At 46.0% G+C, this 24,924-nt stretch carries 31 protein-coding genes and 1 pseudogene; 15 read left to right on the top strand and 17 right to left on the bottom strand.

Annotated features, from left to right (window positions below; genetic code table 11):
- Window positions 1–45: 45 nt before the first annotated feature.
- The 12 genes from rsxA (at window position 46) to ASC40_RS02240 (ending at window position 10,345) form a co-directional block, all read left to right on the top strand.
- Window positions 46–630: an electron transport complex subunit RsxA gene (gene rsxA, locus ASC40_RS02185; RefSeq protein ID WP_055438134.1), complete on the top strand. Its 585-nt coding sequence runs from the start codon at window positions 46–48 to the stop codon at window positions 628–630.
- Window positions 627–1,190, top strand: coding sequence for an electron transport complex subunit RsxB (rsxB, locus tag ASC40_RS02190; RefSeq protein WP_055438135.1), 564 nt, complete (start codon window positions 627–629; stop codon window positions 1,188–1,190). Before rsxA ends, rsxB begins: the two co-directional genes overlap by 4 nt.
- A complete protein-coding gene (gene rsxC, locus ASC40_RS02195) occupies window positions 1,190–2,800 on the top strand; it encodes an electron transport complex subunit RsxC (protein ID WP_055438136.1) in 1,611 nt (536 codons plus the stop codon). The genes rsxB and rsxC overlap by 1 nt, the downstream gene beginning before the upstream one ends.
- Window positions 2,797–3,855, top strand: coding sequence for an electron transport complex subunit RsxD (rsxD, locus tag ASC40_RS02200; protein ID WP_055438137.1), 1,059 nt, complete (start codon window positions 2,797–2,799; stop codon window positions 3,853–3,855). Before rsxC ends, rsxD begins: the two co-directional genes overlap by 4 nt.
- Window positions 3,855–4,526, top strand: coding sequence for an electron transport complex subunit RsxG (gene rsxG / locus ASC40_RS02205; protein ID WP_055438514.1), 672 nt, complete (start codon window positions 3,855–3,857; stop codon window positions 4,524–4,526). The genes rsxD and rsxG overlap by 1 nt, the downstream gene beginning before the upstream one ends.
- Complete coding sequence (locus ASC40_RS02210; protein WP_055438138.1) at window positions 4,523–5,212, top strand: electron transport complex subunit E; 690 nt, start codon at window positions 4,523–4,525, stop codon at window positions 5,210–5,212. Before rsxG ends, ASC40_RS02210 begins: the two co-directional genes overlap by 4 nt.
- A gap of 19 nt (window positions 5,213–5,231) precedes the next feature.
- Entirely contained in the window at window positions 5,232–5,867 is a 636-nt protein-coding gene (nth, locus tag ASC40_RS02215) for an endonuclease III (RefSeq protein ID WP_055438139.1), read from the top strand.
- Window positions 5,868–5,881: 14 nt separating this feature from the next.
- Window positions 5,882–6,286, top strand: a complete 405-nt coding sequence (gloA, locus tag ASC40_RS02220) for a lactoylglutathione lyase (RefSeq protein ID WP_055438140.1) — start codon at window positions 5,882–5,884, stop codon at window positions 6,284–6,286.
- Window positions 6,283–6,939 (top strand): ribonuclease T, encoded by a 657-nt coding sequence (gene rnt / locus ASC40_RS02225; RefSeq protein WP_055438141.1) that lies wholly within the window; start codon window positions 6,283–6,285, stop codon window positions 6,937–6,939. The genes gloA and rnt overlap by 4 nt, the downstream gene beginning before the upstream one ends.
- 174 nt (window positions 6,940–7,113) lie before the next feature.
- Window positions 7,114–7,809: a DUF5020 family protein gene (locus ASC40_RS02230; RefSeq protein WP_055438142.1), complete on the top strand. Its 696-nt coding sequence runs from the start codon at window positions 7,114–7,116 to the stop codon at window positions 7,807–7,809.
- A 26-nt stretch (window positions 7,810–7,835) separates the two neighbouring features.
- Window positions 7,836–9,722, top strand: coding sequence for a tetratricopeptide repeat-containing diguanylate cyclase (locus ASC40_RS02235; protein ID WP_055438143.1), 1,887 nt, complete (start codon window positions 7,836–7,838; stop codon window positions 9,720–9,722).
- A gap of 26 nt (window positions 9,723–9,748) precedes the next feature.
- A complete protein-coding gene (locus ASC40_RS02240; RefSeq protein ID WP_055438144.1) occupies window positions 9,749–10,345 on the top strand; it encodes a DUF2238 domain-containing protein in 597 nt (198 codons plus the stop codon).
- Here ASC40_RS02240 and ASC40_RS02245 read toward each other — a convergent pair.
- The 3 genes and pseudogenes from ASC40_RS02245 to ASC40_RS02255 all read right to left on the bottom strand — a co-directional run bounded on the left by ASC40_RS02245 (window position 10,342) and on the right by ASC40_RS02255 (window position 11,468).
- The gene (locus tag ASC40_RS02245) at window positions 10,342–10,629 is read right to left on the bottom strand and encodes a HigA family addiction module antitoxin (RefSeq protein ID WP_055438145.1); all 288 of its coding nucleotides are present in this window, start codon (window positions 10,627–10,629) and stop codon (window positions 10,342–10,344) included. The genes ASC40_RS02240 and ASC40_RS02245 overlap by 4 nt on opposite strands.
- Window positions 10,629–10,907: pseudogene (locus ASC40_RS02250) on the bottom strand (type II toxin-antitoxin system RelE/ParE family toxin). The gene ASC40_RS02245 and the pseudogene ASC40_RS02250 overlap by 1 nt, the downstream one beginning before the upstream one ends.
- Before the next feature lie 123 nt (window positions 10,908–11,030).
- Window positions 11,031–11,468: a nucleoside deaminase gene (locus ASC40_RS02255; protein ID WP_055438146.1), complete on the bottom strand. Its 438-nt coding sequence runs from the start codon at window positions 11,466–11,468 to the stop codon at window positions 11,031–11,033.
- A 119-nt stretch (window positions 11,469–11,587) separates the two neighbouring features.
- On the opposite strand from ASC40_RS02255, the gene ASC40_RS02260 reads away from it, so the two are divergent.
- Window positions 11,588–13,531 carry a serine hydrolase gene (locus tag ASC40_RS02260; RefSeq protein WP_055438147.1) on the top strand — a complete coding sequence of 648 codons (1,944 nt, stop codon included), beginning with the start codon at window positions 11,588–11,590 and terminating at the stop codon, window positions 13,529–13,531.
- Between the two features lie 4 nt (window positions 13,532–13,535).
- On the top strand, window positions 13,536–14,219 hold the full coding sequence (locus ASC40_RS02265) for a GOLPH3/VPS74 family protein (protein WP_055438148.1): 684 nt from the start codon (window positions 13,536–13,538) through the stop codon (window positions 14,217–14,219).
- Between the two features lie 51 nt (window positions 14,220–14,270).
- Here ASC40_RS02265 and ASC40_RS02270 read toward each other — a convergent pair whose 3' ends face one another.
- From ASC40_RS02270 to ASC40_RS02330, 12 genes are all read right to left on the bottom strand, one after another.
- Window positions 14,271–14,726 (bottom strand): hypothetical protein, encoded by a 456-nt coding sequence (locus ASC40_RS02270; RefSeq protein ID WP_055438149.1) that lies wholly within the window; start codon window positions 14,724–14,726, stop codon window positions 14,271–14,273.
- Window positions 14,727–15,090: 364 nt separating this feature from the next.
- Window positions 15,091–15,531 (bottom strand): helix-turn-helix domain-containing protein, encoded by a 441-nt coding sequence (locus ASC40_RS02275; protein ID WP_055438150.1) that lies wholly within the window; start codon window positions 15,529–15,531, stop codon window positions 15,091–15,093.
- 9 nt (window positions 15,532–15,540) lie between these two features.
- Window positions 15,541–15,882 carry a DUF4258 domain-containing protein gene (locus tag ASC40_RS02280; protein WP_055438151.1) on the bottom strand — a complete coding sequence of 114 codons (342 nt, stop codon included), beginning with the start codon at window positions 15,880–15,882 and terminating at the stop codon, window positions 15,541–15,543.
- A gap of 784 nt (window positions 15,883–16,666) precedes the next feature.
- Window positions 16,667–17,218, bottom strand: coding sequence for a hypothetical protein (locus ASC40_RS02290; protein ID WP_055438153.1), 552 nt, complete (start codon window positions 17,216–17,218; stop codon window positions 16,667–16,669).
- Window positions 17,219–17,281: 63 nt separating this feature from the next.
- Entirely contained in the window at window positions 17,282–17,758 is a 477-nt protein-coding gene (locus ASC40_RS02295; RefSeq protein ID WP_141656087.1) for a hypothetical protein, read from the bottom strand.
- Between the two features lie 110 nt (window positions 17,759–17,868).
- Complete coding sequence (locus ASC40_RS02300; protein ID WP_245622155.1) at window positions 17,869–18,381, bottom strand: hypothetical protein; 513 nt, start codon at window positions 18,379–18,381, stop codon at window positions 17,869–17,871.
- Complete coding sequence (locus tag ASC40_RS02305) at window positions 18,354–18,848, bottom strand: DUF695 domain-containing protein (protein ID WP_055438155.1); 495 nt, start codon at window positions 18,846–18,848, stop codon at window positions 18,354–18,356. Before ASC40_RS02305 ends, ASC40_RS02300 begins: the two co-directional genes overlap by 28 nt.
- Before the next feature lie 78 nt (window positions 18,849–18,926).
- Window positions 18,927–20,777: an ATP-binding protein gene (locus ASC40_RS02310; protein WP_055438156.1), complete on the bottom strand. Its 1,851-nt coding sequence runs from the start codon at window positions 20,775–20,777 to the stop codon at window positions 18,927–18,929.
- A 108-nt stretch (window positions 20,778–20,885) separates the two neighbouring features.
- Complete coding sequence (locus ASC40_RS02315; RefSeq protein WP_055438157.1) at window positions 20,886–21,452, bottom strand: hypothetical protein; 567 nt, start codon at window positions 21,450–21,452, stop codon at window positions 20,886–20,888.
- 89 nt (window positions 21,453–21,541) lie between these two features.
- A complete protein-coding gene (locus ASC40_RS02320; protein ID WP_055438158.1) occupies window positions 21,542–21,901 on the bottom strand; it encodes a VOC family protein in 360 nt (119 codons plus the stop codon).
- A gap of 103 nt (window positions 21,902–22,004) precedes the next feature.
- On the bottom strand, window positions 22,005–22,541 hold the full coding sequence (locus ASC40_RS02325) for a hypothetical protein (protein ID WP_055438159.1): 537 nt from the start codon (window positions 22,539–22,541) through the stop codon (window positions 22,005–22,007).
- A 99-nt stretch (window positions 22,542–22,640) separates the two neighbouring features.
- Entirely contained in the window at window positions 22,641–22,928 is a 288-nt protein-coding gene (locus tag ASC40_RS02330) for a hypothetical protein (protein WP_141656088.1), read from the bottom strand.
- A gap of 141 nt (window positions 22,929–23,069) precedes the next feature.
- Between ASC40_RS02330 and ASC40_RS11825 the strand changes: the two genes are divergently transcribed.
- A complete protein-coding gene (locus tag ASC40_RS11825) occupies window positions 23,070–23,225 on the top strand; it encodes a hypothetical protein (protein ID WP_153827366.1) in 156 nt (51 codons plus the stop codon).
- A gap of 71 nt (window positions 23,226–23,296) precedes the next feature.
- Here ASC40_RS11825 and ASC40_RS02335 read toward each other — a convergent pair whose 3' ends face one another.
- Complete coding sequence (locus ASC40_RS02335) at window positions 23,297–23,614, bottom strand: DUF2845 domain-containing protein (protein WP_055438161.1); 318 nt, start codon at window positions 23,612–23,614, stop codon at window positions 23,297–23,299.
- Between the two features lie 159 nt (window positions 23,615–23,773).
- Window positions 23,774–24,886 carry a serine hydrolase domain-containing protein gene (locus ASC40_RS02340; protein WP_055438162.1) on the bottom strand — a complete coding sequence of 371 codons (1,113 nt, stop codon included), beginning with the start codon at window positions 24,884–24,886 and terminating at the stop codon, window positions 23,774–23,776.
- Window positions 24,887–24,924 lie beyond the last annotated feature (38 nt).

A 24,924-nucleotide genomic window follows, 5' to 3' on the forward strand; every position in this document is an offset into this window, starting at 1 on the left:
CATTCGATAATATCGACCATTCATTGCAATCGGACGGAAGCAACCATGGGTGACTACCTACTGCTGTTGGTGGCAACAGTACTAGTCAACAATTTTGTGTTGGTAAAATTTCTAGGGCTCTGCCCTTTTATGGGCGTTTCCAACAAATTGGAAACGGCCGTTGGCATGTCTGCAGCAACCACATTTGTGTTAACACTGGCATCAGTTTCAAGCTACTTAGTCAGTGAATATATTTTAGTGCCACTTGATCTCATGGCATTACAAACCTTGAGCTTTATTTTGGTAATTGCCGTTGTGGTGCAATTCACCGAAATGGTGGTGCACAAAACAAGCCCGACGCTATACCGTTTACTTGGCATTTTCTTACCGCTTATTACCACTAACTGTGCGGTGCTTGGCGTTGCCTTGCTGAACATTAATGAACAACACAACTTTATTGAGTCAATTATTTATGGTTTCGGCGCCGCCGTTGGTTTTTCATTGGTGCTGATATTATTTTCTGCGCTACGCGAACGCTTAGCTGCTGCCGACGTGCCAGTGCCATTTAAGGGCGCTGCTGTTGCAATGATCACCGCCGGCCTAATGTCGCTTGCGTTCATGGGCTTTAGCGGACTGGTGACTACCGCATGACTGTTGTAACTGCACTCATCGTATTAGGTGTACTCGCACTTGCCTTCGGCTTGGTGCTGGGCTTTGCGGCGGTTCGTTTTCGCGTAGAAAGCGACCCTATTGTTGACCAAATTGATGCCCTACTACCACAAACCCAATGTGGCCAGTGCGGCTACCCTGGCTGCCGCCCATACGCGGAAGCTATTGCCAACGGCGATGAAATCAATAAATGCCCACCCGGCGGCCAAGCCACCATTAATGCGTTAGCTGACCTCATGGGAGTTGAAGCAAAACCGCTTGACTCAGCGCACGGCGAAGAAGACGTTAAAAAAGTAGCAGTAATTCGTGAAGACGAATGTATTGGCTGCACAAAATGTATTCAAGCTTGCCCTGTCGATGCCATTTTGGGCGCCGCGAAGCAAATGCACACGGTTATAGCCCACGAATGCACCGGCTGTGACCTATGTGTTGAACCCTGCCCTGTTGATTGCATTGATATGGTGCCAGTACCCGTACGCCCCGACAATTGGCAGTGGGACTTACAACAAATACCAGTGAAAAATGTGGAGTCGTCGCACTAATGTCTGCAGCCACGAAAGCTATTGAAGCCGGTCATATTTGGACTTTTCCGGGGGGCATTCACCCACCAGAGCGTAAAGACCGTTCCAATACCACCCCTATTGAAGTGTTGCCGTTGGCGAAGCAGTTTATCGTGCCCATTAAACAGCACTCAGGCCCCGTTGGTGACTTAATGGTAACCGTGGGCGATACAGTAAAAGCAGGCCAACCATTAACCCAAGTAGGCATTAATAATGCCTTACCGGTTCATGCCCCAACCTCAGGCACGGTGAGTGCTATAGGCCCTGGGCGCATTGCCCATCCGTCGGGCCTTACCGACACCGTCATTACCATTGACGCTGACGGTAACGACGAGTTTTATAGCTTTGCACCACTTGCCGACTACACCAGCTTAAGCCGCGCTGAATTGCTCGACCGTATTCGCCAAGCTGGCGTTGCGGGTTTAGGCGGTGCAGGCTTCCCGACGGCGCAAAAATTAGCCTTACAACGGCCACTTGATTACTTAATTATTAACGGCGTTGAATGTGAGCCCTATATTTCGGCTGACGACAGATTAATGCGCGAGCACGCGCAAACCATTATCGACGGCACAGAAATTCTATTGCATATTGCCGGCTGCGAAAAAGCACTGATCGCCATTGAGGCAAATAAACCAGAAGCCATAGCAGCTTTTGAAGCATTATTGCCCAACTACCCACAGCTGGCCTTGCGCGTGGTACCCACCAAGTATCCGTCGGGTGGCGAAAAGCAACTTATTCAGTTACTTACTGGTCGCCAAGTACCTAGTCGTGGATTGCCTATCGACGTTGGCTTAGTCATGCAAAACGTCGGCACCGCCTATGCTGTAGCGCAAGCGATATTGAACGGAAAGCCGTTAATTGAGCGCGTGGTTACTGTTACCGGTGACAATATCGCCAAGCCAGGAAACTACTGGGTACGCATAGGCACTACCGTGGCCGAGCTATTGAACCATTGCGGCTTTGAGCCTGTTGCAGACTCTAAACAAGAACAGCGAGTGATTATGGGCGGCCCAATGATGGGCTTCACCCTACCTGACTTAGACGTACCGGTGGTAAAAATAACCAACTGCATTTTAGTGCCGAGCAACCAAGAATTAGCCCCCGCGGCTGAAGAAATGAACTGTATTCGCTGCGGCGCCTGCGCCGATGTGTGCCCTGCCCAATTACTGCCGCAACAAATGCAGTGGCTGGCCAAAGCCAAAGACTATGATGGTTTAGAACAACAAAACCTATTTGACTGCATTGAGTGTGGCGCCTGTGCCTACGTGTGCCCAAGTGAAATTCCGCTGGTTCATTATTACCGTAAGGCCAAAGCTGAAATTCGAAATATTGCGCGTGAAAAAGCCAAAGCCGAAGTGGCTCGAGAACGCTTTGAAGCGCGCCAAGAACGCCTAGAGCGAGAAAAACAAGAGCGCCTTGAGCGTCATCGCAAAGCCGCCGAAGCACGTAAAAAAGCCCAAGCCGAAGCGGTTGCCCAAGGCGGTGATAATCCGCAAGACGCCGTGCAAGCAGCGATTGCTCGTGCCAAAGCACGCAAAGCAGCACAAGCGGCTGCCGCAGCCAAACAAAACCAAGAAGGTGACGACGAATGACCTTTAAAATAGCGGCTTCGCCCCACACCCACCAACGCCGTACCACGCAGCAAGTAATGCGCTGGGTGTATTTAGCGTTAATTCCTGGCGTGCTAGCACAAACCTATTTTTTTGGTTTCGGTGTTTATATTCAATTAGCGCTAGCTCTATTAACCGCTTGGGTTGCTGAAGGCTTGTGCATGCGCATGCGCGGCCGCCCTATCGGCCATGCTTGGCAAGATCACACCGCTATTGTGACCGCCGTATTGCTGGCAGTCAGTATTCCAGCCTTAGCCCCTTGGTGGATTATCGTGATGGGAACCGCGTTTGCCATTGTGGTGGTCAAACACGTCTATGGCGGCGTGGGACAAAACTTGTTTAACCCAGCTATGGCAGGCTATGTGTTACTGCTTGTTAGCTTTCCGGTGCAAATGACAAGCTGGCCTATTCCTGCCGAATTGGCACAAATTCAGGTAAGTATTACCGACACTCTCAACCTTATTTTCACTGGGTTCACCAGCGCTGGCTATAACCTTGAGCAACTGCGCATGGGCATTGACGGCATGACCATGGCGACTCCGCTTGATAGCCTGCGCAATGATTTAAATCATCAATTAACCTTAACTGAAGCGCTAACTAAGCCTGTTTTCGGCGATATTGCTGGTATCGGTTGGGCTTGGGTTAATCTTGCATTTTTAGCGGGTGGTTTAGTACTCATTAAGCAAAAAATCATTAGCTGGCACATACCTGGCGGCATGTTGGTCGGCTTGTTGGTACCCGCTGCTATTTACTGGTTATTTAACCCCGACCAAGCTATTACCCCAATGTTGCACCTACTTAGCGGCGCCACTATGTTGGGTGCATTTTTCATTGCCACAGACCCCGTCACGGCAGCGACGTCTAACAAAGGTCGTTGGGTATTTGGGCTGCTCGTTGGCTTTATTGTGTTTGCGATTCGCACCTGGGGCGGCTACCCAGACGCGGTAGCCTTTGCCGTGCTGTTAGCCAACATGTGCGTACCCGTTATCGACCGCTACACCCAACCGATAGCCTATGGGCACGGAGGTCGCTCATGATCTTAAAAAGCATGCAACGTAATGGTCTTATTTTGGCTGGGTTCGCTGTAATAGCGACCTTTTTAGTGGTCATGACGTCGCTACTAACTGAAGACGAAATTGAGCGCCAACAACAGCAGGAACTGTTACGCGTTTTAAACCAAATTATTCCAGCCAGTAAGCATGATAATGACTTATATGACAGCTGCACGCTCATTAGCCACCCCGATTTAGGTGTGCAGCCTCGCCGTGTTTACCGCGCGCTTGTTGACGGACAGCCAACCGCAGCCGCTATGGAAGTGACAGCGCCCAATGGCTACAGCGGTGCAATTCATTTGTTGGTAGCAATGAATGTTGACGGCTCAGTGGCTGGGGTGCGCACCTTGCAACACCAAGAAACACCTGGGCTTGGTGACAAAATAGAACTGCGCAAGAACAACTGGATTCTTAGCTTTAACGGTCACCGCGTAAACGGTACCGATGATAACCGCTGGGCCGTGAAACGCGACGGTGGTATGTTTGATCAATTTACCGGCGCCACCATTACCCCGCGTGCTGTTGTGCAAGCCGTAAAACGCGCTGCTTTGGTATTTAACAACCAACAACAAGCGTGGTTCAATGCCCCCGCCAACTGCCAAGCTCCGGCTGGCAGCGTGGTCAATAGCACAGACACCGTAGGAGAACCGCAATGAGCACCTACAAAGAACTCACTTGGCAAGGGCTTTGGAACAACAACCCAGCGTTAGTTCAGTTATTAGGCTTATGCCCGTTGCTGGCCGTTACGGCAACAGTAACCAACGCATTGGGCTTAGGTTTAGCCACCTTATTAGTCTTAATCGGCTCAAACATCACCGTGTCGTTAGTGCGTGAGTTTGTACCCAAAGAAATCCGCATTCCCGTTTTTGTTATGGTGATTGCGACCTTTGTCACCGTCATTCAATTGCTGATGAACGCGTACGTATATGGCTTGTATCAAGCGCTGGGTATTTTTATTCCGCTTATTGTGACCAACTGCGCCATTATTGGCCGCGCCGAAGCTTACGCGTCGAAAAATCCATGGCACCACGCAGCCTTCGACGGCTTAATGATGGGCTTAGGCTTTACTTTAGTTTTGGTACTATTAGGCGGTATTCGCGAAATTATCGGTAACGGCACCCTATTTGACGGCGCCAACTTGTTACTTGGCGAATGGGCTGCTGGCTTGCGCATTGAGTTATTCACCGTAGACTACCCATTGCTACTGGCAATATTGCCGCCGGGCGCATTTATTGTTATGGGCTTTATTATTGCCGGTAAAAATTGGATTGACCAATACCGCGCCGCCCGCGCTGAAAAACCCGAAAAAGTTGTCACGCGTGCCCGCGTCACTTCTCAGTAATGGGTCATATTGATTTGCTATGAACAAACAAAAACGAATTGAAATACTTAAGCGCCTGCGCGCCAACAACCCAAACCCAACCACCGAGTTGGAATACAGCTCAACATTTGAGTTGTTGATAGCCGTATTGCTGTCGGCGCAGGCTACCGATGTGGGCGTTAATAAAGCCACCAAACACTTGTTCCCAGCAGCACGCACCCCACAAGCCATGCTTGACTTAGGCCTTGAGGGCGTTCGCGACTATATTAAAACCATCGGTTTGTTTAATTCAAAAGCCGAAAACGTTATCAAAACCTGTGAAATATTAGTACGCGACTATAACGGCGAAGTACCAGAAAGCCGCGAAGCGCTTGAGGCGTTACCGGGCGTGGGCCGTAAAACCGCGAACGTGGTATTAAACACCGCCTTTGGCTGGCCGACCATTGCCGTCGATACCCATATTTTTCGCGTCGCAAACCGCACTAAGTTTGCGCCAGGCAAAACCGTTCGTGCGGTAGAAGATCGCTTAGAAAAAGTCATACCGAGCGAATTTAAAGTAGACGCGCACCACTGGTTTATTTTGCATGGTCGATATACCTGTATCGCCCGCAAACCACGCTGTGGTAGCTGTATTATTGAAGACTTGTGCGAGTTTAAAGACAAAACAGACGACTAATAGGAGTATTTTTCATGCGTTTATTACACACCATGCTTCGTGTTGGCGACATGCAACGTTCAATTGATTTTTACACCCAAAACTTGGGCATGAAATTGTTGCGAACAGCTGACAACGAAGAATACAAATACTCGCTGGCTTTTGTCGGTTATGGCGACGAAATAGACCACACCGTGCTAGAGCTCACCTATAACTGGGGCGTTAGCGAATACGAACATGGTGGTGCATTTGGCCACATTGCCATCGGCGTCGAAGATATTTACGGGTTATGCGATAAACTAAAAGCTGCAGGTGCAGATGTTTACCGCGAGCCAGGCCCAGTGAAAGGCGGCAAAACCATCATTGCATTTGTACGCGACCCAGACGGCTATGCCATTGAATTGATCGATCGCAGTGCCAAAAATCCTGGAGATTTATGAGTACTGACCAAACCCCAGCGGTAGAAAACACAACGACTACCGGCGAGCTGATGAAAAGTCGCTTTCGCGGCTACATGCCGGTGGTTATTGACGTGGAAACAGCTGGCTTTAACGCGAAAACCGACGCGTTACTTGAAATTGCTGCGGTGACCTTACGTTTCAATGACGACGGTTTGTTAGTGCCCGACCAAACTCTGCACTATCATGTAGAGCCTTTTGAAGGTGCCAATATTGAGCAGGCAGCCATCGATTTCAACGGCATTGATCCGCACTCGCCTTTGCGCGGCGCGGTGGACGAGTCTTTAGCATTAAAAGAAATGTTTAAACCCATTCGCAAAGCACAAAAGGACGCCGGTTGTCAGCGGTGCATTTTGGTTGGCCACAATGCCACCTTTGATCACGGCTTTGTTATGGCAGCAGCCGAGCGAGCCAATTTAAAGCGTAACCCGTTTCATCCGTTTGTCACCTTCGACACCGCTGCCCTCGCTGCCGTGTTCTTGGGGCAAACCGTGTTGATTAAGGCTTGCCAAGCAGCAGGTATTGAGTTTGACAGTAAACAAGCGCACTCAGCCGTCTACGACACCGAACGCACAGCCGAACTCTTCTGCTATATGGTCAACCGCTACAAAACCCTCGGCGGCTGGCCGCTGTAGCCCGGCGTTCCACGCCGGGTAGCGCGAAGCGCTGTGATTGCCGAATGCGACCACGGTGCCAGCTGTGATTGCCGCATGCGATCACGGTGCAAAATTTGATCACCAAATTGAACAATAACGATGCTGTGCATCACCCGGCGTAAAACGCCGGGCTACGATAACGCGAGATGATGTATGAACAAAAAGCTATTCACCACCCTAGCCTTAGCCTCTCTAGTTGCAGCGCCAACCGCCCAAGCCAAAATAAACTGGCAAGACATCAGCGCCACCTACTTAAATGGCTCAAACTACGAAGTTGGCGACACCGACCGCCAAGTTTTCACCTTTGAACATGCTGCCGGTTACAGCTGGGGCGACTCATTTTTATTTGTTGATCGGTTAAAGTCAGATAACGGCGACACCGAAACCTATGCCGAAGTATCACCACGCTTCAAAGTCATGGATTTCAACTCAAACGGTCTATTCAAAGCCACCTACGTGGCAACCACTTGGGAAATCGGCCAAGGCTTCGATAACTATCTAATTGGCTTAGGCACCGACTTAAATGTAACCGGTTTTGATTACTTACAGCTCAATGCATACCGCCGTAGCAACGAGTTTTACGAAAGTAACTATCAGCTCACCGCCGTTTGGGGCGTGCCTTTTGCCGAAAATTTCTACTACGACGGATTTATCGACTGGTCTTCAGCCAGCGAAGGTCATGCCGCCGAAATGAACTTTACCTCACAGCTCAAGTACAACATCGGCCCTATGATCGGTTATGACAATCGCCTATATGTGGGTGTTGAATACGCGCATTGGAACAACAAATTCGGCATTCCAAATGTTGACGAACGCAATGTAAATTTGTTACTAAAGGTTCATCTATAATAATAATGTAACAAACAGGGTGTTTGATGTACCGATGGAAACGACTCAATACTATTAACTATCTGACGCTTTCCATCGTTTTGTTCGGTGCTTTTTTAGGGACACCGAGCACTGCCCAACCCCAAGCAGACGACGCGCATTATCAACAGCAGCGTATACTTGCTAATCAATACTACAGCGATTTCAATAACGCTCAAGCGCAAGAAATTTGTCGCGAAACTCCGCCCAAGCCTGATGACTTTGATTACCGCTTTATTTGCGTCGAATCATTGTTAGATGTCGATGAGACAACCATCGAATTAATGTATCAGTTCTATGCCGACGCGCTTGAAGCCGATCGCATTAATGATGCCGCGCGTATGCTATCGTCGATAGGCTGGGCACAAGCGAGCATAGGTAACATCAGTGCTGCATTCGCTACCTACGAACAAGGGCTTGAATTCGGCGATAAGATTGACTTCTTTGTACTCAATAACTTGATGTTGAATACTGCCACGCTGTATATCATGTACGGCGATGCTGACTATGTAGCAAAGGGCATTCAGCTTCATAAAGAAACTATTGAACGCTTTAAAGAGCGAAAACAATCACACCCTGAGGATGCTGCTTATTCCGATCGCGCCATTACGTTAACCTACTTCAACTTAGGGGTTGCCAACACCTTTCATGTTCATAAATATGACGAAGCCTTAGAGTGGTTTGAAAAAGTTGATATCAACCGCATTGACCTGCGTAAATCTACACTCATTTTTTCGGCGCTAGCTGCATACAAAACACAACAACTAGAACTCGCGCGAAATTACCTTCAGCAAGCTGATTCTTCTCCACGCAGTAACGAAATTGATACCCAATATCTCGACTGCTACCGAGACTGGTTGCTACTAAATTGGGGCGAGATTAGTGGCTTACCCAATTGCGAAACGTTATCAGCCAATACCCCAGTTGAAGTAGAACTAGACTTATATAAACGCATTGCGCAACATGCAGATGACAATATTCGTATAATAGGCCTAGACGGCTTACACAAATTATTTGTTAATAAACTTGAAAAAAGCCTTAAGCAAAGCTCAACTATTGCAGCTTCAAATACTGAATTGAACCGCCTAACGCAAGAGTCACGTTTAAAATCGCAGCTAATTGAAAACGAGAAAGCCCTCAAGCTTGCTGAACAAGAAAAGCATGAAAGCCAAGTAACACTCACATTTGCCATTACCGTGATATTAGTCATGGCCGTATTAATGTTTGCGTTGCGCTTAGAAAAGAACCGGAAATTAGCTCAGCAATTTGAGCAAATGAGTGTTCATGACGCATTAACTGGACTATATAACCGACGTTACTTTGAGCAACAAATTGGCCGGGAATTAAAGTTAGTAAAGCGCGCTATAGAAGAAAACAACCCTTACAAGTTAGCTATTTTTGTACTTGATATTGACCATTTCAAATCGTTTAATGACACCTACGGCCATGATGTTGGCGATAAGGTACTGTGCGAATTCAGCCGCCGTGTTGAGTCGGCAATACGCGAAACCGATGTGCTCGTGCGTTGGGGTGGCGAAGAATTTGTGGTCGTTAGTCGCGTTGACAAAAATACGGCCTATCAGGATATAGCCAATCGCATTCGCCTAGCAGTAAGAAGCACGCCGTTTGCTGTCAATGAAACCGAGCAAATAACACTAACTTGCACCATTGGTGGTATTATTTTTCCGTTTAATACGCAATCGATTAACACAACATGGCAAACTCTGGTTCAGTTAGCCGATGCCGCGCTATACTACGGTAAAGAGACCCAACGAGACTGCTGGGTTTGTATCGAACAAATTGAAACCGAAGAAGCTCTCCAATTAGCACTTTCTGAGCCGTTAGTTAAAACCTTACCGCACCAAAGCATTCAGGTAAGTCGCTGCAACGATTAGAACAAAACCAAAACAAGGACAAACCAATGGCTTGGCAACAACGCACTCCCCACATTCTAGCCTTTATGATTGTTGCCACCATGGTGTGGTCATCTATTAACCCAGCCGACATGCGTGTGTGGTGGGCTGAAATGGTTCCCATCATGGCAATTTTTGCCGGACTATTGCTAACTTTCCGCAAATTTCAATTTAGCAATACCAGCTATGTGCTGATGAGCGTGTTGCTCATTATGCACACTATTGGCGCTCACTATACCTTTGCCAACGTGCCGTTTGACTGGGTGACTGACACCTTTGGGTTTGAACGCAATCATTATGACCGTGTAGCGCACTTTAGCGTCGGTTTCTATGCCTATGCGGCTGCCGAACTACTGGTACGCAAAAACTGGGCGCGCCCCGTTACAGCCATGTTCTTCGGGTTGTTTTTTATCATGTCGGTGGCTGCAGCCTATGAAATTATTGAATGGCAATTTGCGGTTATAGAAGGCGGCGATGCCGGTATTGAATTTTTAGGCTCGCAAGGCGACGAATGGGACGCACAAAAAGACATGCTCGCCGATACCCTAGGCGCTTTGGCGGCATTGGTGTTGTTCTGGTTCTCCAAATACCGTCATTCCAATTAAAGCAAGGCAATTTTTTCAACATTGTCTAACCGCACACACTGCGACGCTTGCCAAAGGTCGTAATTATCTTGCATTGCAAGCCAGCTTTGTGGGGTACGCCCTAGCGCTTTGGATAAACGCAAAGCCATTTCAGGGCTAATTGCACTTTGGCATTTTAGAATACGATTTAAAGTTGAAGGCGCTACATCAAGTTTTTTAGCCAAAAACCGACAACTTAATTGGTAAGGCCGCATGTAGGTTTCGACAATAAACTCGCCTGGATGCGCTGGATTTTCCATGTTCATTAATGATAATCCTCGTAATTCAGTAAGTATACATGGCCATTTAAAAACTCGAAGGTCAGCCGCCAATTTCCGCTAACCGATATAGACCATATCCCTGCTCGACTGCCTTTCAACTCGTGTAGTCCATAACCTGGTTAATTAATATCACCGATGTCTATCGCAGTAGAAAGCGCCGTTAACTGCATGCGTAACCGCTTAGCGTGTTTGCTTTGAATTCCCGAGGTACTTCCTGTTTCAAAGAAAAGCTTCAGTCCCTTATGCTTTATTGATTTGATCATGCATACACACCTAAAGTGCAGCGTGTCGCGCAACACTGTCAATAATTAATGTTTATCTGCATGAGTCAGTTTACTCACTAGCAGCAACACACATAACTGATTAAAGCTTTATATCTCTGTAAGTTATTCGCCTATGTCCTCGTTCCAAAGCGTCGGATTATTGGCAATAAAAGTGTTCATTAATTCAATACAGGTTGGATCTTGTAATACATCAACCTTCACTCCGGCTGCACGCAAACGCGCTTCGGCGCCCATAAAAGTCTGGTTTTCACCCACCACCACGTGCGGAATGCCATACAACTCTATTGCGCCAGAGCACATGCAACATGGCGACAACGTCGTATAAATAGTGCAATCGCGGTACACCGAAGCCGGTTGACGGCCCGCGTTTTCAAACGCATCCATTTCACCATGCAAAATTGGGCTACCACTTTGTACTCTGCGGTTATGCCCACGGCCAATAATTTCGCCGTTGTGCACGATCACCGAACCGATCGGCACCCCACCCTCTTCCATACCTTTTTTGGCTTCCTCAATGGCTGCCTGCATAAATTGGTCCATAATCTATTCCCTCTTAAATAATTAAATTAAAGCGAATATTGCACAGGAAATATCCATTTACAAATGCGATTTGCGAACTGCGTTTGTTAGGCGTTTAATAAATAAAAACGAGATAAATCATGGACATTAAGATAAAGATTGCCACAGGGGTGTTAGCCATTGGGCTTTTAAGTGGCTGTAACGAACCGGGTTACCCCGAGCACTTGCAGGTACAGCGCATTGACCAAAAGCACCTGCAAGGCCTACTCATTATGCCGAAGCATCGTACCGGCCCACTACCGACAGTCATCGTGCTGGGTGGCTCTGACGGCGGTTTAGGCGGTGCTCAAAGAACGGCAACGGCCCTCGCTGACCAAGGCATTGCTGCACTAGCCGTTGGCTATTTTGGCATGCCAAAACTACCGCCCACACTAAATAGCATTCCGCTGGAATACTTCAATTCTGCACTTGAATACATCGACAGCGCACCAGAACTAAACCGAAATCAGTGCCAGCAAGTTCCTGTGGTTGGTAGCTCGCGCGGTGCAGAACTGGCACTTCTGTTGGGCGCTAAGTTCAAGCATTACGGCCCAATTATCGCTATTTCGCCAAGCTCGCATACGTGGGGCGCTATTGGCGATAGCAATAGCGCCGCGTGGACGCTTAACGGCAAACCTATCCCCTTCGTGCCGCGGCATTCTAATCCAGATTATTCCGCCAAGCGCTTTGTTGGCCGCGATTATTTTGCCCGCGACTTAAACCACACAGACGCCAAGCAAGCCGCCATTAACGTTGACGGCAATAGTGCGCAAGTTCTGCTATTCGCCGGTGACGATGATCAGTTGTGGCCCGCCGACCTCATGGCCAACAACATTGCTGAGCACTGGCAAGGTACCCACGTCAGCTCACGCATAACCAAGGTTATCTACCCAAACGCGGGGCATGTTATCGCACCAGGCATGCCCAGTGACATTACCGAAGCTTCGCTGAGCAATAACCAAACGCTTGTGCTCGGTGGCACCCCTGCAGCCAACGCCACAGCACAACAAGATATTCTAGAGCGCACCGTTAACGCCATAAAAAGCCCGATATGCTATGACAGTAAAGCAGCGTTTAACGCCGATAAGCTGAATGAATTGCGTGAATTGGTTGAAACAACAAATACATCGTCATTGGTACTGATGCGCAGCGGTGACGTTGTGTTTGAACACGGAGACATTCACCAAAAGCACACAATTCACTCTATTCGCAAACCCATGTTGAACGCGTTGTATGGCATTTACGTCGACCGCGGCATCATCAACCTCGACGCGACCTTGGGCGAATTAGGCATTACCGATATCACCCCACTAACCCCAACCGAAAAACAAGCCACCGTACGTGAGTTACTACAAGCTCGTTCGGGCGTTTACCTTCCTTCGGCAGCGACCAGCGCCGGCATGCTTGCAGGCATACCAGAACGCGGTGCTTTCGCGCCAGGCGAGAAATATGTCTATAACAATTGGGATTTCAATGTCGCCGGCGCTATTTTCGAGCAGCTAACCGGGCAAAATATTTACACCGCATTTTACCGCGAAATAGCGGTGCCACTTGGCATGAAAAGCTTCAAAGGCGAGTACACAACAACCGACGCCGACACCGATATTGCCACACTTACCGTTGATGGTTTTTACCAGTTTGAGCGCGAAAAGTCTCAGTATCCCGCCTACCATTTTCGTATGTCGGCGTACGATATGGCACTGTTCGGCCAGCTTTATGAAAACTACGGCGTGTGGAACGGTAAACGCATTCTATCGCGCGACTGGATAGAGCAAAGCACCACCTCATACTCAGTCACCAACCGGTACATGGACTTCGGATATGGCATGTTATGGAACGTGATTAATCCCAACGACGAGCGCCCAAACCGCGCGTTTTACCACACCGGCGTTGGCATACACATGCTTGGCGTTTACCCAAGTTCTGACCTAGTCTTTGTTCACCGTGTGCAAACCGAAACCGAGTATGAATTTGATCAGCAAAACTTATATAAAATCATCAGCCAAGTATTTGGCGCACTAGAACCTAGCGAACCAATGGAGTAAAACCATGAAGTTATACGAAGGGTTGGTCTTACTTGCACTGCAAGAAGAAACCGGTAACACAAAAGGTTCACACCTTGAGTACACGATTGCCGCCGCTATTATTGCTGAGTTGCTTTTATTGAAACGAATTCGCGTGAACACTGACAACAAAGACAAAGTTGAGGTGCTCGACAGCTCGCCTACAGGTGACACTGTCATGGACGAGGCATTGCAAAAAATTGCCGAACGAAAACGTGCTGACACCATTAAAAATTGGGTATCGCACATTGCACAAATCAGCAAACTAAAGCACAAAGTTGCTGAGCAATTAGTTGCAGACGGCATTATTACTAGCGAAGAAAAGAAAGTTCTGTGGATATTTAGCTACAAGGTATACCCAGAAGCGAATCCCGAGCCAGAGCGTCAGCTTCGCAGCGAAATGCGCCGCTTGGTGCTAGATAAGCCGTTAGAAATAGACCCACGAATTGCACTTACCGTTTCTTTAGCAAAAAGCTCAGACCTACTAAAAAGCGTGTTCAGCAAAGACGAATTGAAGACACACAAAGAGCGCATTGAAAAAATAGCCAAAGGCGAAGAGCTCGGCGCCGTAACCCAAGATGTTATTGACGCCGTTCAAGCCGCGGTGCTGGTAGCCGTTATCATGCCTTCAGTTATAGCTGCCACTTCCACAACAACAAGTAGCTGCTAAGCCTTGGAGAATATGCAACTGATACGGCCATTCGCTCAGCGGTATAACGTTTTATTTCTCGCTAATTTCACGCAGAATGGCTCGTGCTGCATTTTTTCCGTTAAGAGCAAAACCAACTTCATGGCCATTTTTATCTTTAATTATCAATAGATTTGAATCAGCCCACATACTTCTAACGACTTTGTCATCCGATATTGAATCAAGCTCACTTGCAGCAAGTTTATACCTAAGGTTGTATTCATACCCGTTCATATCCCAATTCGCCAAGTATGCTCCATTATCTGTTATGAAAAATACTCCCCACAGCTGTAGTTCTTTATTTTCATACATGGTTGTCCATTCTTTAAAGCGAACTTTCTTAGAGCCATCTTTTACCGTGTCCAATATTACAGGGTCAAAAACCGGTGTATTCATAGGTCCGCGAATTGTGTGCATCGGACCAGGCGCTGCACATCCAGCTAAGAACATCATCATGATAATTACTGAGAAGATTTTTTTGTTTAACATCCTAAGAATCCCTTTACTAAACAAACAATATTTTACGGCTCTGTATAAGAAGCTGTACGCAACATTCTGTTTACATTAGCAAAAAGGATTGATAGTTTCACTGTAATATTTAAATAAATTAGAGATTTATGAATTGAATATGCCCATGTTGTCGATTTCTAGCACTTCCTGGCGAGCTCGGTAAAACAGCTAGATATTACTGTGAGGCAACTTACTACTCTGCGTTGGACCTATAAACGTTGCAGACGACATCTTGCAGCGATGAACATGTTTTGTAACCGTCCTCGAACTATTCGCGATTCAATGTCGGTTTGGTGCCAACAGCAGATGTTGACCCTAGTGCGATTAATTCTTGAACTAATGCTTAACCAGCGAGTTTCCACTCTCGATCAATTTCCTCCAGTAAAATTTCTTGTGCAGCCTGCTCGGCCTCGTAGTTGGCAAGTAAATCTAAGAAATAACTGACCGAATTATTTTGCTCAATACTTTCCATGTATAAAGACCGTAATGCAGCATCTGTCGTACGTGGAATCTCTGACTGGCCTTTCTCATAACGAGCAATTGTTTGCTCAGAAACACCAAACCGTTTGCCCAAAATACGTTGTGAAAGATTTAGTTCAATTCGTAAAAATTTAAATTCGGCGTTGGTTAGCGGCATCGCTTTACTAGCTATTGTTCTAGCCAAAACGCGATGAAGCCCATCCATATCATCAATACTGGTATATTCTTCATCATCAATCACTTCGATCGAATAGCCATTTTTCAGGTGCACGTTAGGCAAACCGCTTTCAATGTAATGGTACATGGTCATCTCCTAATCAACCCAAACCGTAACAAGCACCGAACTCGGTGCGTCTTGATGATTTTTAAGCACTACCGTTAACTCGATTATTTTTCCCGCGGCAAGTCCTTTCAGGTTAAATTTCCAATCGCCATTCAACTCCTGGAAAGGTCCCTCTCTAAACACTGAATGCTTACTCTTTAACAGTGTGAGAATTTGGCGCGAGGTAACGCCTCGTTCGAGCATTCGTTGTTTCACATGCCGACTCCAGCGAATTCGAGAACTATAGTTCTCCGCAAGATCATTAACGATGTAACGCGCTGTCATCTCTGTTAAAGGGAATTCAACTATTCCCTTTGGATTGTTCTCGTCCATGAGCCACCTATCATTTTGATAGGTTATTTTGAGTTGTAACTTAGTAAATGTCAAGAGAGTGTTGGCTGACCTTTTGGTGCGATAATATACAACGCAGTAGGCAGGTTTTCTTATTTCCGCTTTTCGCTCATTTCTAACCTTCGGCTTTGTGCCAGGAGCGGACGTTGACGCTGAAATAAGCGGCGGCCCGACAGGGGCGTCCGGTGGAGGCCGCCGGCCGGAACGAACTTAATTGACTGGTTAACTGGCGCTGCCACCATAATAAGACCTTAGCACCTGATGACGGTGCTTAAAGATGAACCGGTAAACAGGTGCCAGAACATATGCCAACACGGGCAACCTACACTGAAATTCGACGGTATCGGTGACCCGGCATGATGTCCCGTTTCTACTAATGTCCCGTCGATGGTGCCAGAGCCTATTGGTTAAAGAGCTCGACGCCTCCGCAAAACCACTTTGGCGATCAATGGATTGAAAGAAGAACGTGTGCCGATCAATGGGAAGAATGCCGAAAAGGAGTATCCAGCTAGAGAAGAGCACGTTACCCGTAGGCCATTCAAAGATTGGCTTGCTTGACCATTCTGAGGGAACCGTCATGCGGATGAAAGGGTTCAACTCCGTATTCACGCCCTTCATGGTGAGCAATCCATCGATATCTTCCGGACTGATTTTAAGATTACTCGATACTTCAAATTTCACTGGTGCCTTCCGTGACAGTTAACGCCTGGCTCTGGGGCTGCATGAAGCGCAGCGTAATGCAGTCCCTAGCAGCCATTTGTTAGACTTAATCATCCCAGTCAAAGACGATATACCATTCATCGTTGATTTTCCTATATCCTTTGACATTACTTGCTAAGCCCTCTGGTATTTTATCTAGGCTAGAAAACAGGGGCTTGGGGTTTTCTGGCTTGTACATGTAGCCCTTACTTGAACCGCCTGTCACTAAACCTTGGGCAGTAGATATAAACCAGATGCTATTACCGCCCCAAGACCTCATGCCCGCATCAAGGCCAAGCTCTGAAAATAGAGTTTTGTATTCATCCCAGCGTGTTTCTGAAATTACATTATCAGGACTTATCCAAGTTGGGTGAATAACGGTGGCTGGAGAGTCCTCCCGGAACATAGAGATTAATTTCTTGTACTTCCCCATGTTTATTTCCAAATCTGAGATCAGAGCTTGGTCGGCAAGGTGATCGCGTCCTTGAATATCGGAGAAGACATACCAGACAAACCCAGCTCCTACAGTCAAGAGCAAAGCTCCGATTATCGATAAGGATATGATTATTCGTTTAAACCACTTCATCTCGATCTCTGAAAAGCCTAACGCCCCGCGCATGCGCGCGAACTTGTGAGCGTCGCAGGGGCCGCAGGCCCCGAATGACGCGGATTGTTGGCCACTTTACTTTGAAGCCTGTTGAATGAGCAATTGGAACGGCTCACTTTCATTGCCAAAATAAGACACAGCTGTAATTTCTAAAGTAAATTTCATCTCTTGGTTGTGAGTTTCGCCAAGATCATACCAAACAAAGACAAATTCATTTTCGCTGCGATTCAGTGCCGAAGCAATAACTGGTTCTGAAGGAAACAAATTAGAAAATATTTCGCTATCAAGAACTCTAAATTTATATCCTGTTCTATTTATTGGATTTTCGTCGTGAATTTTTACTCTAATAATACCAGCGTCAGAGCAAGAGCCGCCATTTCCATCATCAAAGCCACGCTCAACAGATATAACTGACGCATTTGTCATTTTTGGTATAGACGTACTTTGGTATGAGGTCGACATCCTGAAAGGTTCGTAACCTTGATTGAGGCTGCAAGCATTAGCATTGCTGGTAAAGAAAAAAACAAAGAGAAGAACTGTCAGAAGCTTCATAATCATCCAATGTGGCTAACGCCCTGCTTAGGGGCGCAAACACATGGGCTAAAATTTAGGAGCGAAGCGACGCAGCCCATGTGTTTGCGTCCCAGCGAGCCTGCGAGCGACTACAACAGATTGTTAGGTGAACACTCATTTACGACCGCCAAGCCCAAATCTATGTTAGCAACAATATACCCATATTCTTTTTTGGACAAATTGCCGGTTCTGTATTGAGCTTTGGCTGATTCGTGATCCCATGCCTCTCCGCATTTTGCCTCTGGTATTTTGAGGTCTAGGGTAAGTAGATATTGTTGATCTGAATCGATTGTATGACCTTTTTTGGTAGAGCTTTTTGCGCAAAGGCTTAATGCGTACTCGACTGCAAATTTGTCTACGCTGGGTAATCCAACAAATTCTACATCACAGGCTAACACTCTCTTGCCTGAAGTTTCGGTGTAATACAGTTTTCCAGTTGTGCATGCCGACGATAAAAAGAGCGCTACAAAAATTATTAAAAACCTATGAATCAAAAGATTTCCCTGTTCACCTAACGCTTGGCTTTGCGGCGTGCCGGAGCGCCAGCGGAGGTGCGTCCGACAACAGCCACTTGTTATGTTCTCAGTTGCTTGAAATACCATTCGGCCTGACCCCACTCAAGGTCCTGTTCCATGCACCAATCAAAAGGTCGAGGATGCCGATGGTGATCAACTAAGTATTGAAGGTGTTGGTGGGCAATTTCTGGATCGTAAACTCTCCAGACTAGGCGTCGAGTTTTGTTCCAAGTTTCTCTGACAAGGAACAAAGCGTTTCCACCTGCTTTGATTTCTTCGTCTAATTTGTCACAGAACGGATCGACAATTTCTCTTTCTTCCTCCGAGGGCATTCCATTATCGATCGTTTCCTCAAAGTCGATTATCACCGAAAGGTGCCACCCGAAAATCTGCTTGTGCTCGAAGTCAATGAGTGCAGAATTGAGCATCCCAATACACGGCATGCTGTCCTCTTTCCATTCCATCAGCGTGTAGGACTCCTCAGGGAGGACCACACTCACCTCATTTTCTTTGAGAGGCTCTTCCTTTTTTCTTCCAAACAACTTCCCTAGCACAACATTTCTCCTGGAACATAACGCTTCAAACACCGACGCAGCTATGCTGCGTCCGAGTGCTTTGACTTGTTAACACTTTTACTGCAAGTGAGCGCTTATTGTATTTATCCATGATAATACCTCGCCATCTGCATCAACATTATTAAGCCGCTCTAAAGTCATGTGTTCAATGGCCCCACGATTTAAACGTTTTTTAGCCTTGCTCTCTTTTTTACTTTGCTTCTTCTCATCTAGATCTTCCCAAGCTGTTGGTGAACCTGAAGCCTCATGAACTGCCTTTGCCACTAAAGTGGGTACATCATCAAAAGGTTGGAAGTTCCCATTTAGCTGAATTCCGAACTCTTCGTTAATAGCTTCAAAATGAATGTAATTTTCCATCTCTCTTCTATTTGTAATTAATGAACAACAATTATCACCACGGGCATTTACCCTATCAGCAGCATCTTGGTACTTAGCTGGTGCTGGTGGTGGGTTGTCTCTATCTAATACATGAACTTCTGGAACTTGAAGTCCTTCAAGCCTGTTAGTCCATAGCTCAAGAGTCGAACCGCCCATAGGTATATAAACCAACTCTCCCTGCTGCTCAGCATTTCGCAAATCTACAATATTAGGATCTTCTTGTGATAAGCGTGAAGATATCCCGCTGATGTACTCAATATCATTAGGCCCTTCAACACCAACAAAGACCTTTATGTTGTGGTTTGCAAAAATCCCAAGACTTTCCTTAATTCTTAGCAAAGTGTCATCATCAGTTTCGGCTAAGAATCGCGTTCCATCAGCTGCTTTCTCAATGAATCTAATTGATCCTCGATCAATTCTACCTGCAAGGATTGGGTTGTGAGTTGTAAAAATTACTTGGCTTGAATCTTCAAGCGCTAACTCTTTGATCGCATCAAGGAGTAGAAGTTGGTTATTTGGGTGCTGCGATGTTTCTGGTTCTTCAATAGCAAAGATTACGTCTTGTACTTCACGTTCATCTGCCAGTTGCTCTGCTTTAGCTCGAAAAAAGTTTATCAAGAAAAGCCGTCTTACTCCGCTACCACGCTTATTCAAAGGGATTTTATCTTCATTTGTGAGTGATACTGAGAACACTTTGCTCCAATTGAAACTAGAGAAGTTCGGATTTAGCTGGCTTGCTAAGTCAGGGTCCATTTCTCTAATTTTTTCGATAGTCAGTCTAGTGACCTCTTCAACCTGTCTTTTTACATGCTCACCTATAGTTTCGAGATCACCTGCTTTTTGTTTAAGAGCTTCCTTAATAGCAAATTTTATTGGGTCTTGCGCTTCAGCGTCTTGGTCAGAGCTTGGACGATCTGATTTGAATAGCTGAAAAAGGGGAAGAATATTCTGAATAGGTTTCCAAATTTTTGATTTTACTTCTAACTCAACTACTTGCTTGTCTAAAACAACATCAGGAACACTTAGCCAAATAGCATGACGCAAAGCAGATTTGACGGTTTCATTTACTCCATCTAGATCAACTCCTAGAGATCTAGCCCTTGTTCTAAGTTGTGCGACTGTTAATGAAAACAAGTCGTTAAAGTTTTCAGCCGTTGGATGAAAAGCACGAATAAAAATTTCCTCACACTTTGGTGCGGCACCTGAGAAAACCTTCTTAACTTCGAGCTTGCCATCAGTATTCAAAAGATACTCATTTGCTGGTGATATGAGGTTGTCTGTATCTATTATTAACTGATCTGGAATTTCTTTAAAAATACATGTTATTTCTATATTTTCTGAATTTCTTAAGCCTGCGGAACGATCACCAGATTCTAGCTTTTCAGCATTAAAGAAAGCATCTAGCGCTTCAAGGATGGAAGACTTTCCTACATCATTTTTTGCTATTAGGGCCGTTAAATCAGTTAAAGGTATTGTTATTTCTTCTCTATAGCAGCGGAAATTCTTTATTTTTACTTGTTCTAGTTTCATCCATTGAATCCTTAATAAATGCTCGATTCGTGTGAGCTGGAGTGTTAACGCCCGCATTTGCGGCTGGTTTGGAGCGCAGCGGAAAACCAGTCCGACAACAGCGCCTTGTTACATGCTGAACAGATCATGCCACATTACCAAAACGATGATTAGCAGCCCCGAATAACTCGCCGCGTGCGCTTGCCAAATGAACTTATTGATGGAGAAGCTTGGATTAAAACCAACCTTACGCCAATACCAATTATAAAATGCCTTCTCGCAAAACACTGTGAGCAGAAAGGTTACGAGCAACCAAGCCAGCGAAATATACCCCAGATATTTAATATGTGGAGCACTGTCATATATCCATGTGCCAAGAGCTGATGCATAGCCCCCATATGGTTGTGGTAACTCCATTGCGAACGCGGTGATGACTGCTAACAAGAATGGAAACCCAAGACCAACAATCAATGTAGACATCAAATTTGCTAAGAACACATGCTTAAATGTTGTCGTGGTGCTAAGTCCTGATGCTTTTTTTAACAGCATAGTCTCGATAAATAAAATCCAGACCTGCCCAAAGATAAATGCGCTACCGCTGATAAAGAGTAGTAAAGGACCACCGCCATTGGCGTAAGCAATAGCAGGAAAACAAGCTAACAACAATGCAATGAACTTTTTATTCTTTGATATCACTCGATACTTCCATGGGCATGTAACGCCCGCCATAAACGGCCGAGTGAAACGAGGTCCGGCGACCGCAGGGAGCGTATTTGATGGCTTGGTTATGCATCGGGCTCAGACCAAACAGCATACTCATTTCCATTTGGATCAGTGAAGTGAAACCTCCGGCCACCTGGAAAATCGAATATATCCTGAACCACCTTGCCACCTGACGATGCGACTTTCTTAACCGTTTTCTCAAGCTCCGAGCTATAAAGAACGACCAGTACACTACCGCCCTCGGGTGAGCATACTTTGTCAGATTTGTAGAAGCCGCCATCTATTCCGGCGTTCTCAATAGCTACATACTCGGGGCCATAGTCGACGAATGACCATCCAAAAGCCGAAGTAAAGAACGCCTTCGTTGCTTCAAGATTCCTTGACGGAATCTCGACATAGTTGATTTTTCCTGTTTCCTTCATGTCGTTCTCCTGTATGCATAACGCCCGCAGCACAGGCCGAAACCCGCGCAGCGGTTGAGGTCCAGGCCACGCAGTGGCCGTTTGTGACTGCGCTTGTTATGCATTACTTACTCTCTGATAAATACATTTTTCCTTCTTTAACCACAAACATTCCGCTTTTTGTACCAATGTATAAAGTCACTGCGTGAATATTGCTTTGTAAAAGATGGAATTCGTTTGGATATGGTTGAAGATGTGTAGCAAACATTGCTGAAGCATCAGGTTTTTTGGGGCCCAAACTTAAGCAACCTTTTGTTGAGCTTTGCGCCGAGTCTAGGGCAATTACACCATCAACTACCGGTGCTTTAAAATGCCGCCCGATAATGACTTCTTTGCCCTTCGAACCAATAAGATAAAAATACTGCTGTTCTTCACCAATCAAGTAACCTTCGTACTTTATCCCTGGGCACTGATTTTCTTTTAGAAATTTCTTGATCTCTTTGTATTCGGTTCTTTTTTTCAAATTCACTTTAGTTTTTTGCTGGATAGCATCTGTTAGCATTGCACCCCAAGCCTGAGCATCCTCTAGCTCATCAGCATGGACGTAGCTGCTACTCAAAGCAGCGAAAGACAATAATACAACTGACATTAGTTTATGCACTGATTTCTCCTTTTATGGCATAACGCCCGCCACAAACGCGAGCAACCTGTTGCGAGTCGAGCCGCGAAGCGGCGTTTTGGTGGCGTTTGTTATGCGGCCTCACTTGAGCTTGGCACCACAATTACCACAACTTCTTGGCGAAATTTGCACCCCTGCTCTTCCTATGGCTCTTGGTGCAGAATTACACGCGGGGCACCGATAGACTTTGTATAAGCCAAAAAAAATCAATGCAAAGCCAATCAAAAATGGAAGCGCTAGATTTATATATGTTTCAGTTAATGCGTTAATTAAAAGCGTAAGACCAAAAATAGCAAACGACACTGCAAAAATCACAGTTAACTTTTGCTCTCTTTTAGCGAACTCATTTATAACTTCATTCTCAGTCATTGCTTTTACACCGCATAACATTTGTATATTGTGCGTGCGCGTTTAGCAACTCGTCCAATTGATGGTTTTCAGCTCTTAACTTACTGAGCAAGCAGGCATTCCTAACTTGAAAGAATCCGAGTTAGCAAAGGCAATTTGAGCATGCTCAGTTACGCTCTACCGAGCGCACAATATCCAACCTTTATTTTTGTTATGTCATTGACAGTAAACGACTTAAACACACAACACAATAACAAAACACGCAATATCGCCGAAGTGAATGTGCCGTACATCGCTGGCGACACCATCACTTACTAATAACGCGACGGCTAGTCACTAGTTGCAGTAACCTGAAAGTCAAAAGGTCCGCTCCTCGCTCAAAGCAGACTCTACCGCCTTACTTGCTGCGACTCGATTTCCACAACTTTGTTGCCAGAAAATAGCACCGTTAAGTAGTATTCGCCACCGATGTCACCTTTTACAACATAAGACCATGCTTCAGCTGATTTGCCACTGCGACCGAATCCGGTGTTGACACCAATACTCTGACGATCACGCAATTCGGGATTGCCGATTTTATTCATAACTTCGATTTTGGTCATGCCACAGCGAATGAGTTCGCCGCCACTAATCCGAAACGAACAGCTTTCAGCGGTTGGTGAATATAAAACCAAAATGCCAGCAAGAGTGATTAAAAGCCACTTCATAAAAGATGCTCCTGTGAGGCATAAAACACAAAGTTAGCTTCTTAATTATCGGTAAGCAATTACACAAAAGGTATAGTAAAGTTGCCATGCATGATGTGTTACCTGTAAACACCCCATTTCTAACACGGTCAACGCATTGATTAACTATTGAAGAATCAACTAATCAAAATCTGCGGGATGATTCACGCCAAGCAGTATCGGCAATATATGTTTTCTGCTCAATTGATGGTGTGTGGCATTACGGTATTTATCATTGTGGGCATTAAGCAGTAAAACAACAAAGAGATCGCGGCTAGGTACATACTGTATTAACGCGGTGTAACCATAATCAGTACTACCACCCATTTGAATGACCGTTTCACCGTTAATTTCCGTCTGCGCTAGGCTGCCCAGCAACCACCGTTCATTTGCCTCAGTCAATACAAGGTTCGGTGCGTTAACCGGTAAAAATCGACCACTTTTCAGGGCTGAAATCCAAGTCGCTAAATCATCAATTGAAGTGACCATGCCGCCAGCACCAATTAATGCCCACGTTAGGCCCTTTTCAAAGGTTGTACTGCCTGGGTCATCACCGCCGTAGCCGCGCGCAAGTTTATTCGCGTGTAATTGGGACTCTTTATAAAACCCGGTATTGCGCAAATTCAAAGGCACCAATAAATGCTCATGAACATAACCTTGAAACGATTGTTCACTCACTTTTTCGACAATAGCAGCCAAAAGTGTATAAGCGGCATTGGAATACGCAACTTTCTCGCCGGGCGCTGCAATTAACGGTATAGCTAAAATTCGGCGTTCGGCCTCGGCTTTGTCCATGAATTCAAAATCGGAGTCATTATGAAAATTATCCAAGCCGCTGGTATGCCCCAACAACTGGGTTATTGTTATTGCTTTTAATTCATCCGAGGCATTGTGATAAAAATCAGCAATGGTATCGGTAAGTTTTAATTCGTTATTCGCCACAAGTTGCAGTACAGCTGCTGCGGTGAAGGTTTTCGCAATCGAACCCATGTCATACAAATATGTAGGATCATTTTTTTGCGCTTGCTGTCTATCAGCATAGCCATAAGCACTTTTAAATAATGTTTGCTGCCCATTTGCCACCAATACCATGCCGTCAAATGTACCGGCCAAGTGCTCGCGTTCAAGTTCCGCTGTTAAGTCAGAAATAACTGCAGCGTCATTCTGCGTTATTGGCGTGGCACTACGAAATTCAGGTGTGCTGCTACAACCCAATAGTGCAAAAACAATCAGTACAACCTTCAGGTTGTTCATAAAAAATCCTGTAAAAGTGCAATGTCCATATCGCCCCC

The organism is Pseudidiomarina woesei (assembly GCF_001418345.1).
Taxonomy (GTDB): Bacteria; Pseudomonadota; Gammaproteobacteria; order Enterobacterales; family Alteromonadaceae; genus Pseudidiomarina; species Pseudidiomarina woesei.

Coding starts and splice junctions, on each gene's coding strand:
- rsxA (WP_055438134.1), top strand. CDS start 46: ATGGGTGACTACCTACTGCTGTTGGTGGCAACAGTACTAGTCAACAAT.
- rsxB (WP_055438135.1), top strand. CDS start 627: ATGACTGTTGTAACTGCACTCATCGTATTAGGTGTACTCGCACTTGCC.
- rsxC (WP_055438136.1), top strand. CDS start 1,190: ATGTCTGCAGCCACGAAAGCTATTGAAGCCGGTCATATTTGGACTTTT.
- rsxD (WP_055438137.1), top strand. CDS start 2,797: ATGACCTTTAAAATAGCGGCTTCGCCCCACACCCACCAACGCCGTACC.
- ASC40_RS02210 (WP_055438138.1), top strand. CDS start 4,523: ATGAGCACCTACAAAGAACTCACTTGGCAAGGGCTTTGGAACAACAAC.
- nth (WP_055438139.1), top strand. CDS start 5,232: ATGAACAAACAAAAACGAATTGAAATACTTAAGCGCCTGCGCGCCAAC.
- gloA (WP_055438140.1), top strand. CDS start 5,882: ATGCGTTTATTACACACCATGCTTCGTGTTGGCGACATGCAACGTTCA.
- rnt (WP_055438141.1), top strand. CDS start 6,283: ATGAGTACTGACCAAACCCCAGCGGTAGAAAACACAACGACTACCGGC.
- ASC40_RS02230 (WP_055438142.1), top strand. CDS start 7,114: ATGAACAAAAAGCTATTCACCACCCTAGCCTTAGCCTCTCTAGTTGCA.
- ASC40_RS02235 (WP_055438143.1), top strand. CDS start 7,836: ATGTACCGATGGAAACGACTCAATACTATTAACTATCTGACGCTTTCC.
- ASC40_RS02240 (WP_055438144.1), top strand. CDS start 9,749: ATGGCTTGGCAACAACGCACTCCCCACATTCTAGCCTTTATGATTGTT.
- ASC40_RS02245 (WP_055438145.1), bottom strand. CDS start 10,629: ATGAACATGGAAAATCCAGCGCATCCAGGCGAGTTTATTGTCGAAACC.
- ASC40_RS02255 (WP_055438146.1), bottom strand. CDS start 11,468: ATGGACCAATTTATGCAGGCAGCCATTGAGGAAGCCAAAAAAGGTATG.
- ASC40_RS02260 (WP_055438147.1), top strand. CDS start 11,588: ATGGACATTAAGATAAAGATTGCCACAGGGGTGTTAGCCATTGGGCTT.
- ASC40_RS02265 (WP_055438148.1), top strand. CDS start 13,536: ATGAAGTTATACGAAGGGTTGGTCTTACTTGCACTGCAAGAAGAAACC.
- ASC40_RS02270 (WP_055438149.1), bottom strand. CDS start 14,726: ATGTTAAACAAAAAAATCTTCTCAGTAATTATCATGATGATGTTCTTA.
- ASC40_RS02275 (WP_055438150.1), bottom strand. CDS start 15,531: ATGTACCATTACATTGAAAGCGGTTTGCCTAACGTGCACCTGAAAAAT.
- ASC40_RS02280 (WP_055438151.1), bottom strand. CDS start 15,882: ATGGACGAGAACAATCCAAAGGGAATAGTTGAATTCCCTTTAACAGAG.
- ASC40_RS02290 (WP_055438153.1), bottom strand. CDS start 17,218: ATGCGCGGGGCGTTAGGCTTTTCAGAGATCGAGATGAAGTGGTTTAAA.
- ASC40_RS02295 (WP_141656087.1), bottom strand. CDS start 17,758: ATGAAGCTTCTGACAGTTCTTCTCTTTGTTTTTTTCTTTACCAGCAAT.
- ASC40_RS02300 (WP_245622155.1), bottom strand. CDS start 18,381: ATGGTATTTCAAGCAACTGAGAACATAACAAGTGGCTGTTGTCGGACG.
- ASC40_RS02310 (WP_055438156.1), bottom strand. CDS start 20,777: ATGAAACTAGAACAAGTAAAAATAAAGAATTTCCGCTGCTATAGAGAA.
- ASC40_RS02320 (WP_055438158.1), bottom strand. CDS start 21,901: ATGAAGGAAACAGGAAAAATCAACTATGTCGAGATTCCGTCAAGGAAT.
- ASC40_RS02330 (WP_141656088.1), bottom strand. CDS start 22,928: ATGACTGAGAATGAAGTTATAAATGAGTTCGCTAAAAGAGAGCAAAAG.
- ASC40_RS11825 (WP_153827366.1), top strand. CDS start 23,070: ATGCTCAGTTACGCTCTACCGAGCGCACAATATCCAACCTTTATTTTT.
- ASC40_RS02335 (WP_055438161.1), bottom strand. CDS start 23,614: ATGAAGTGGCTTTTAATCACTCTTGCTGGCATTTTGGTTTTATATTCA.
- ASC40_RS02340 (WP_055438162.1), bottom strand. CDS start 24,886: ATGAACAACCTGAAGGTTGTACTGATTGTTTTTGCACTATTGGGTTGT.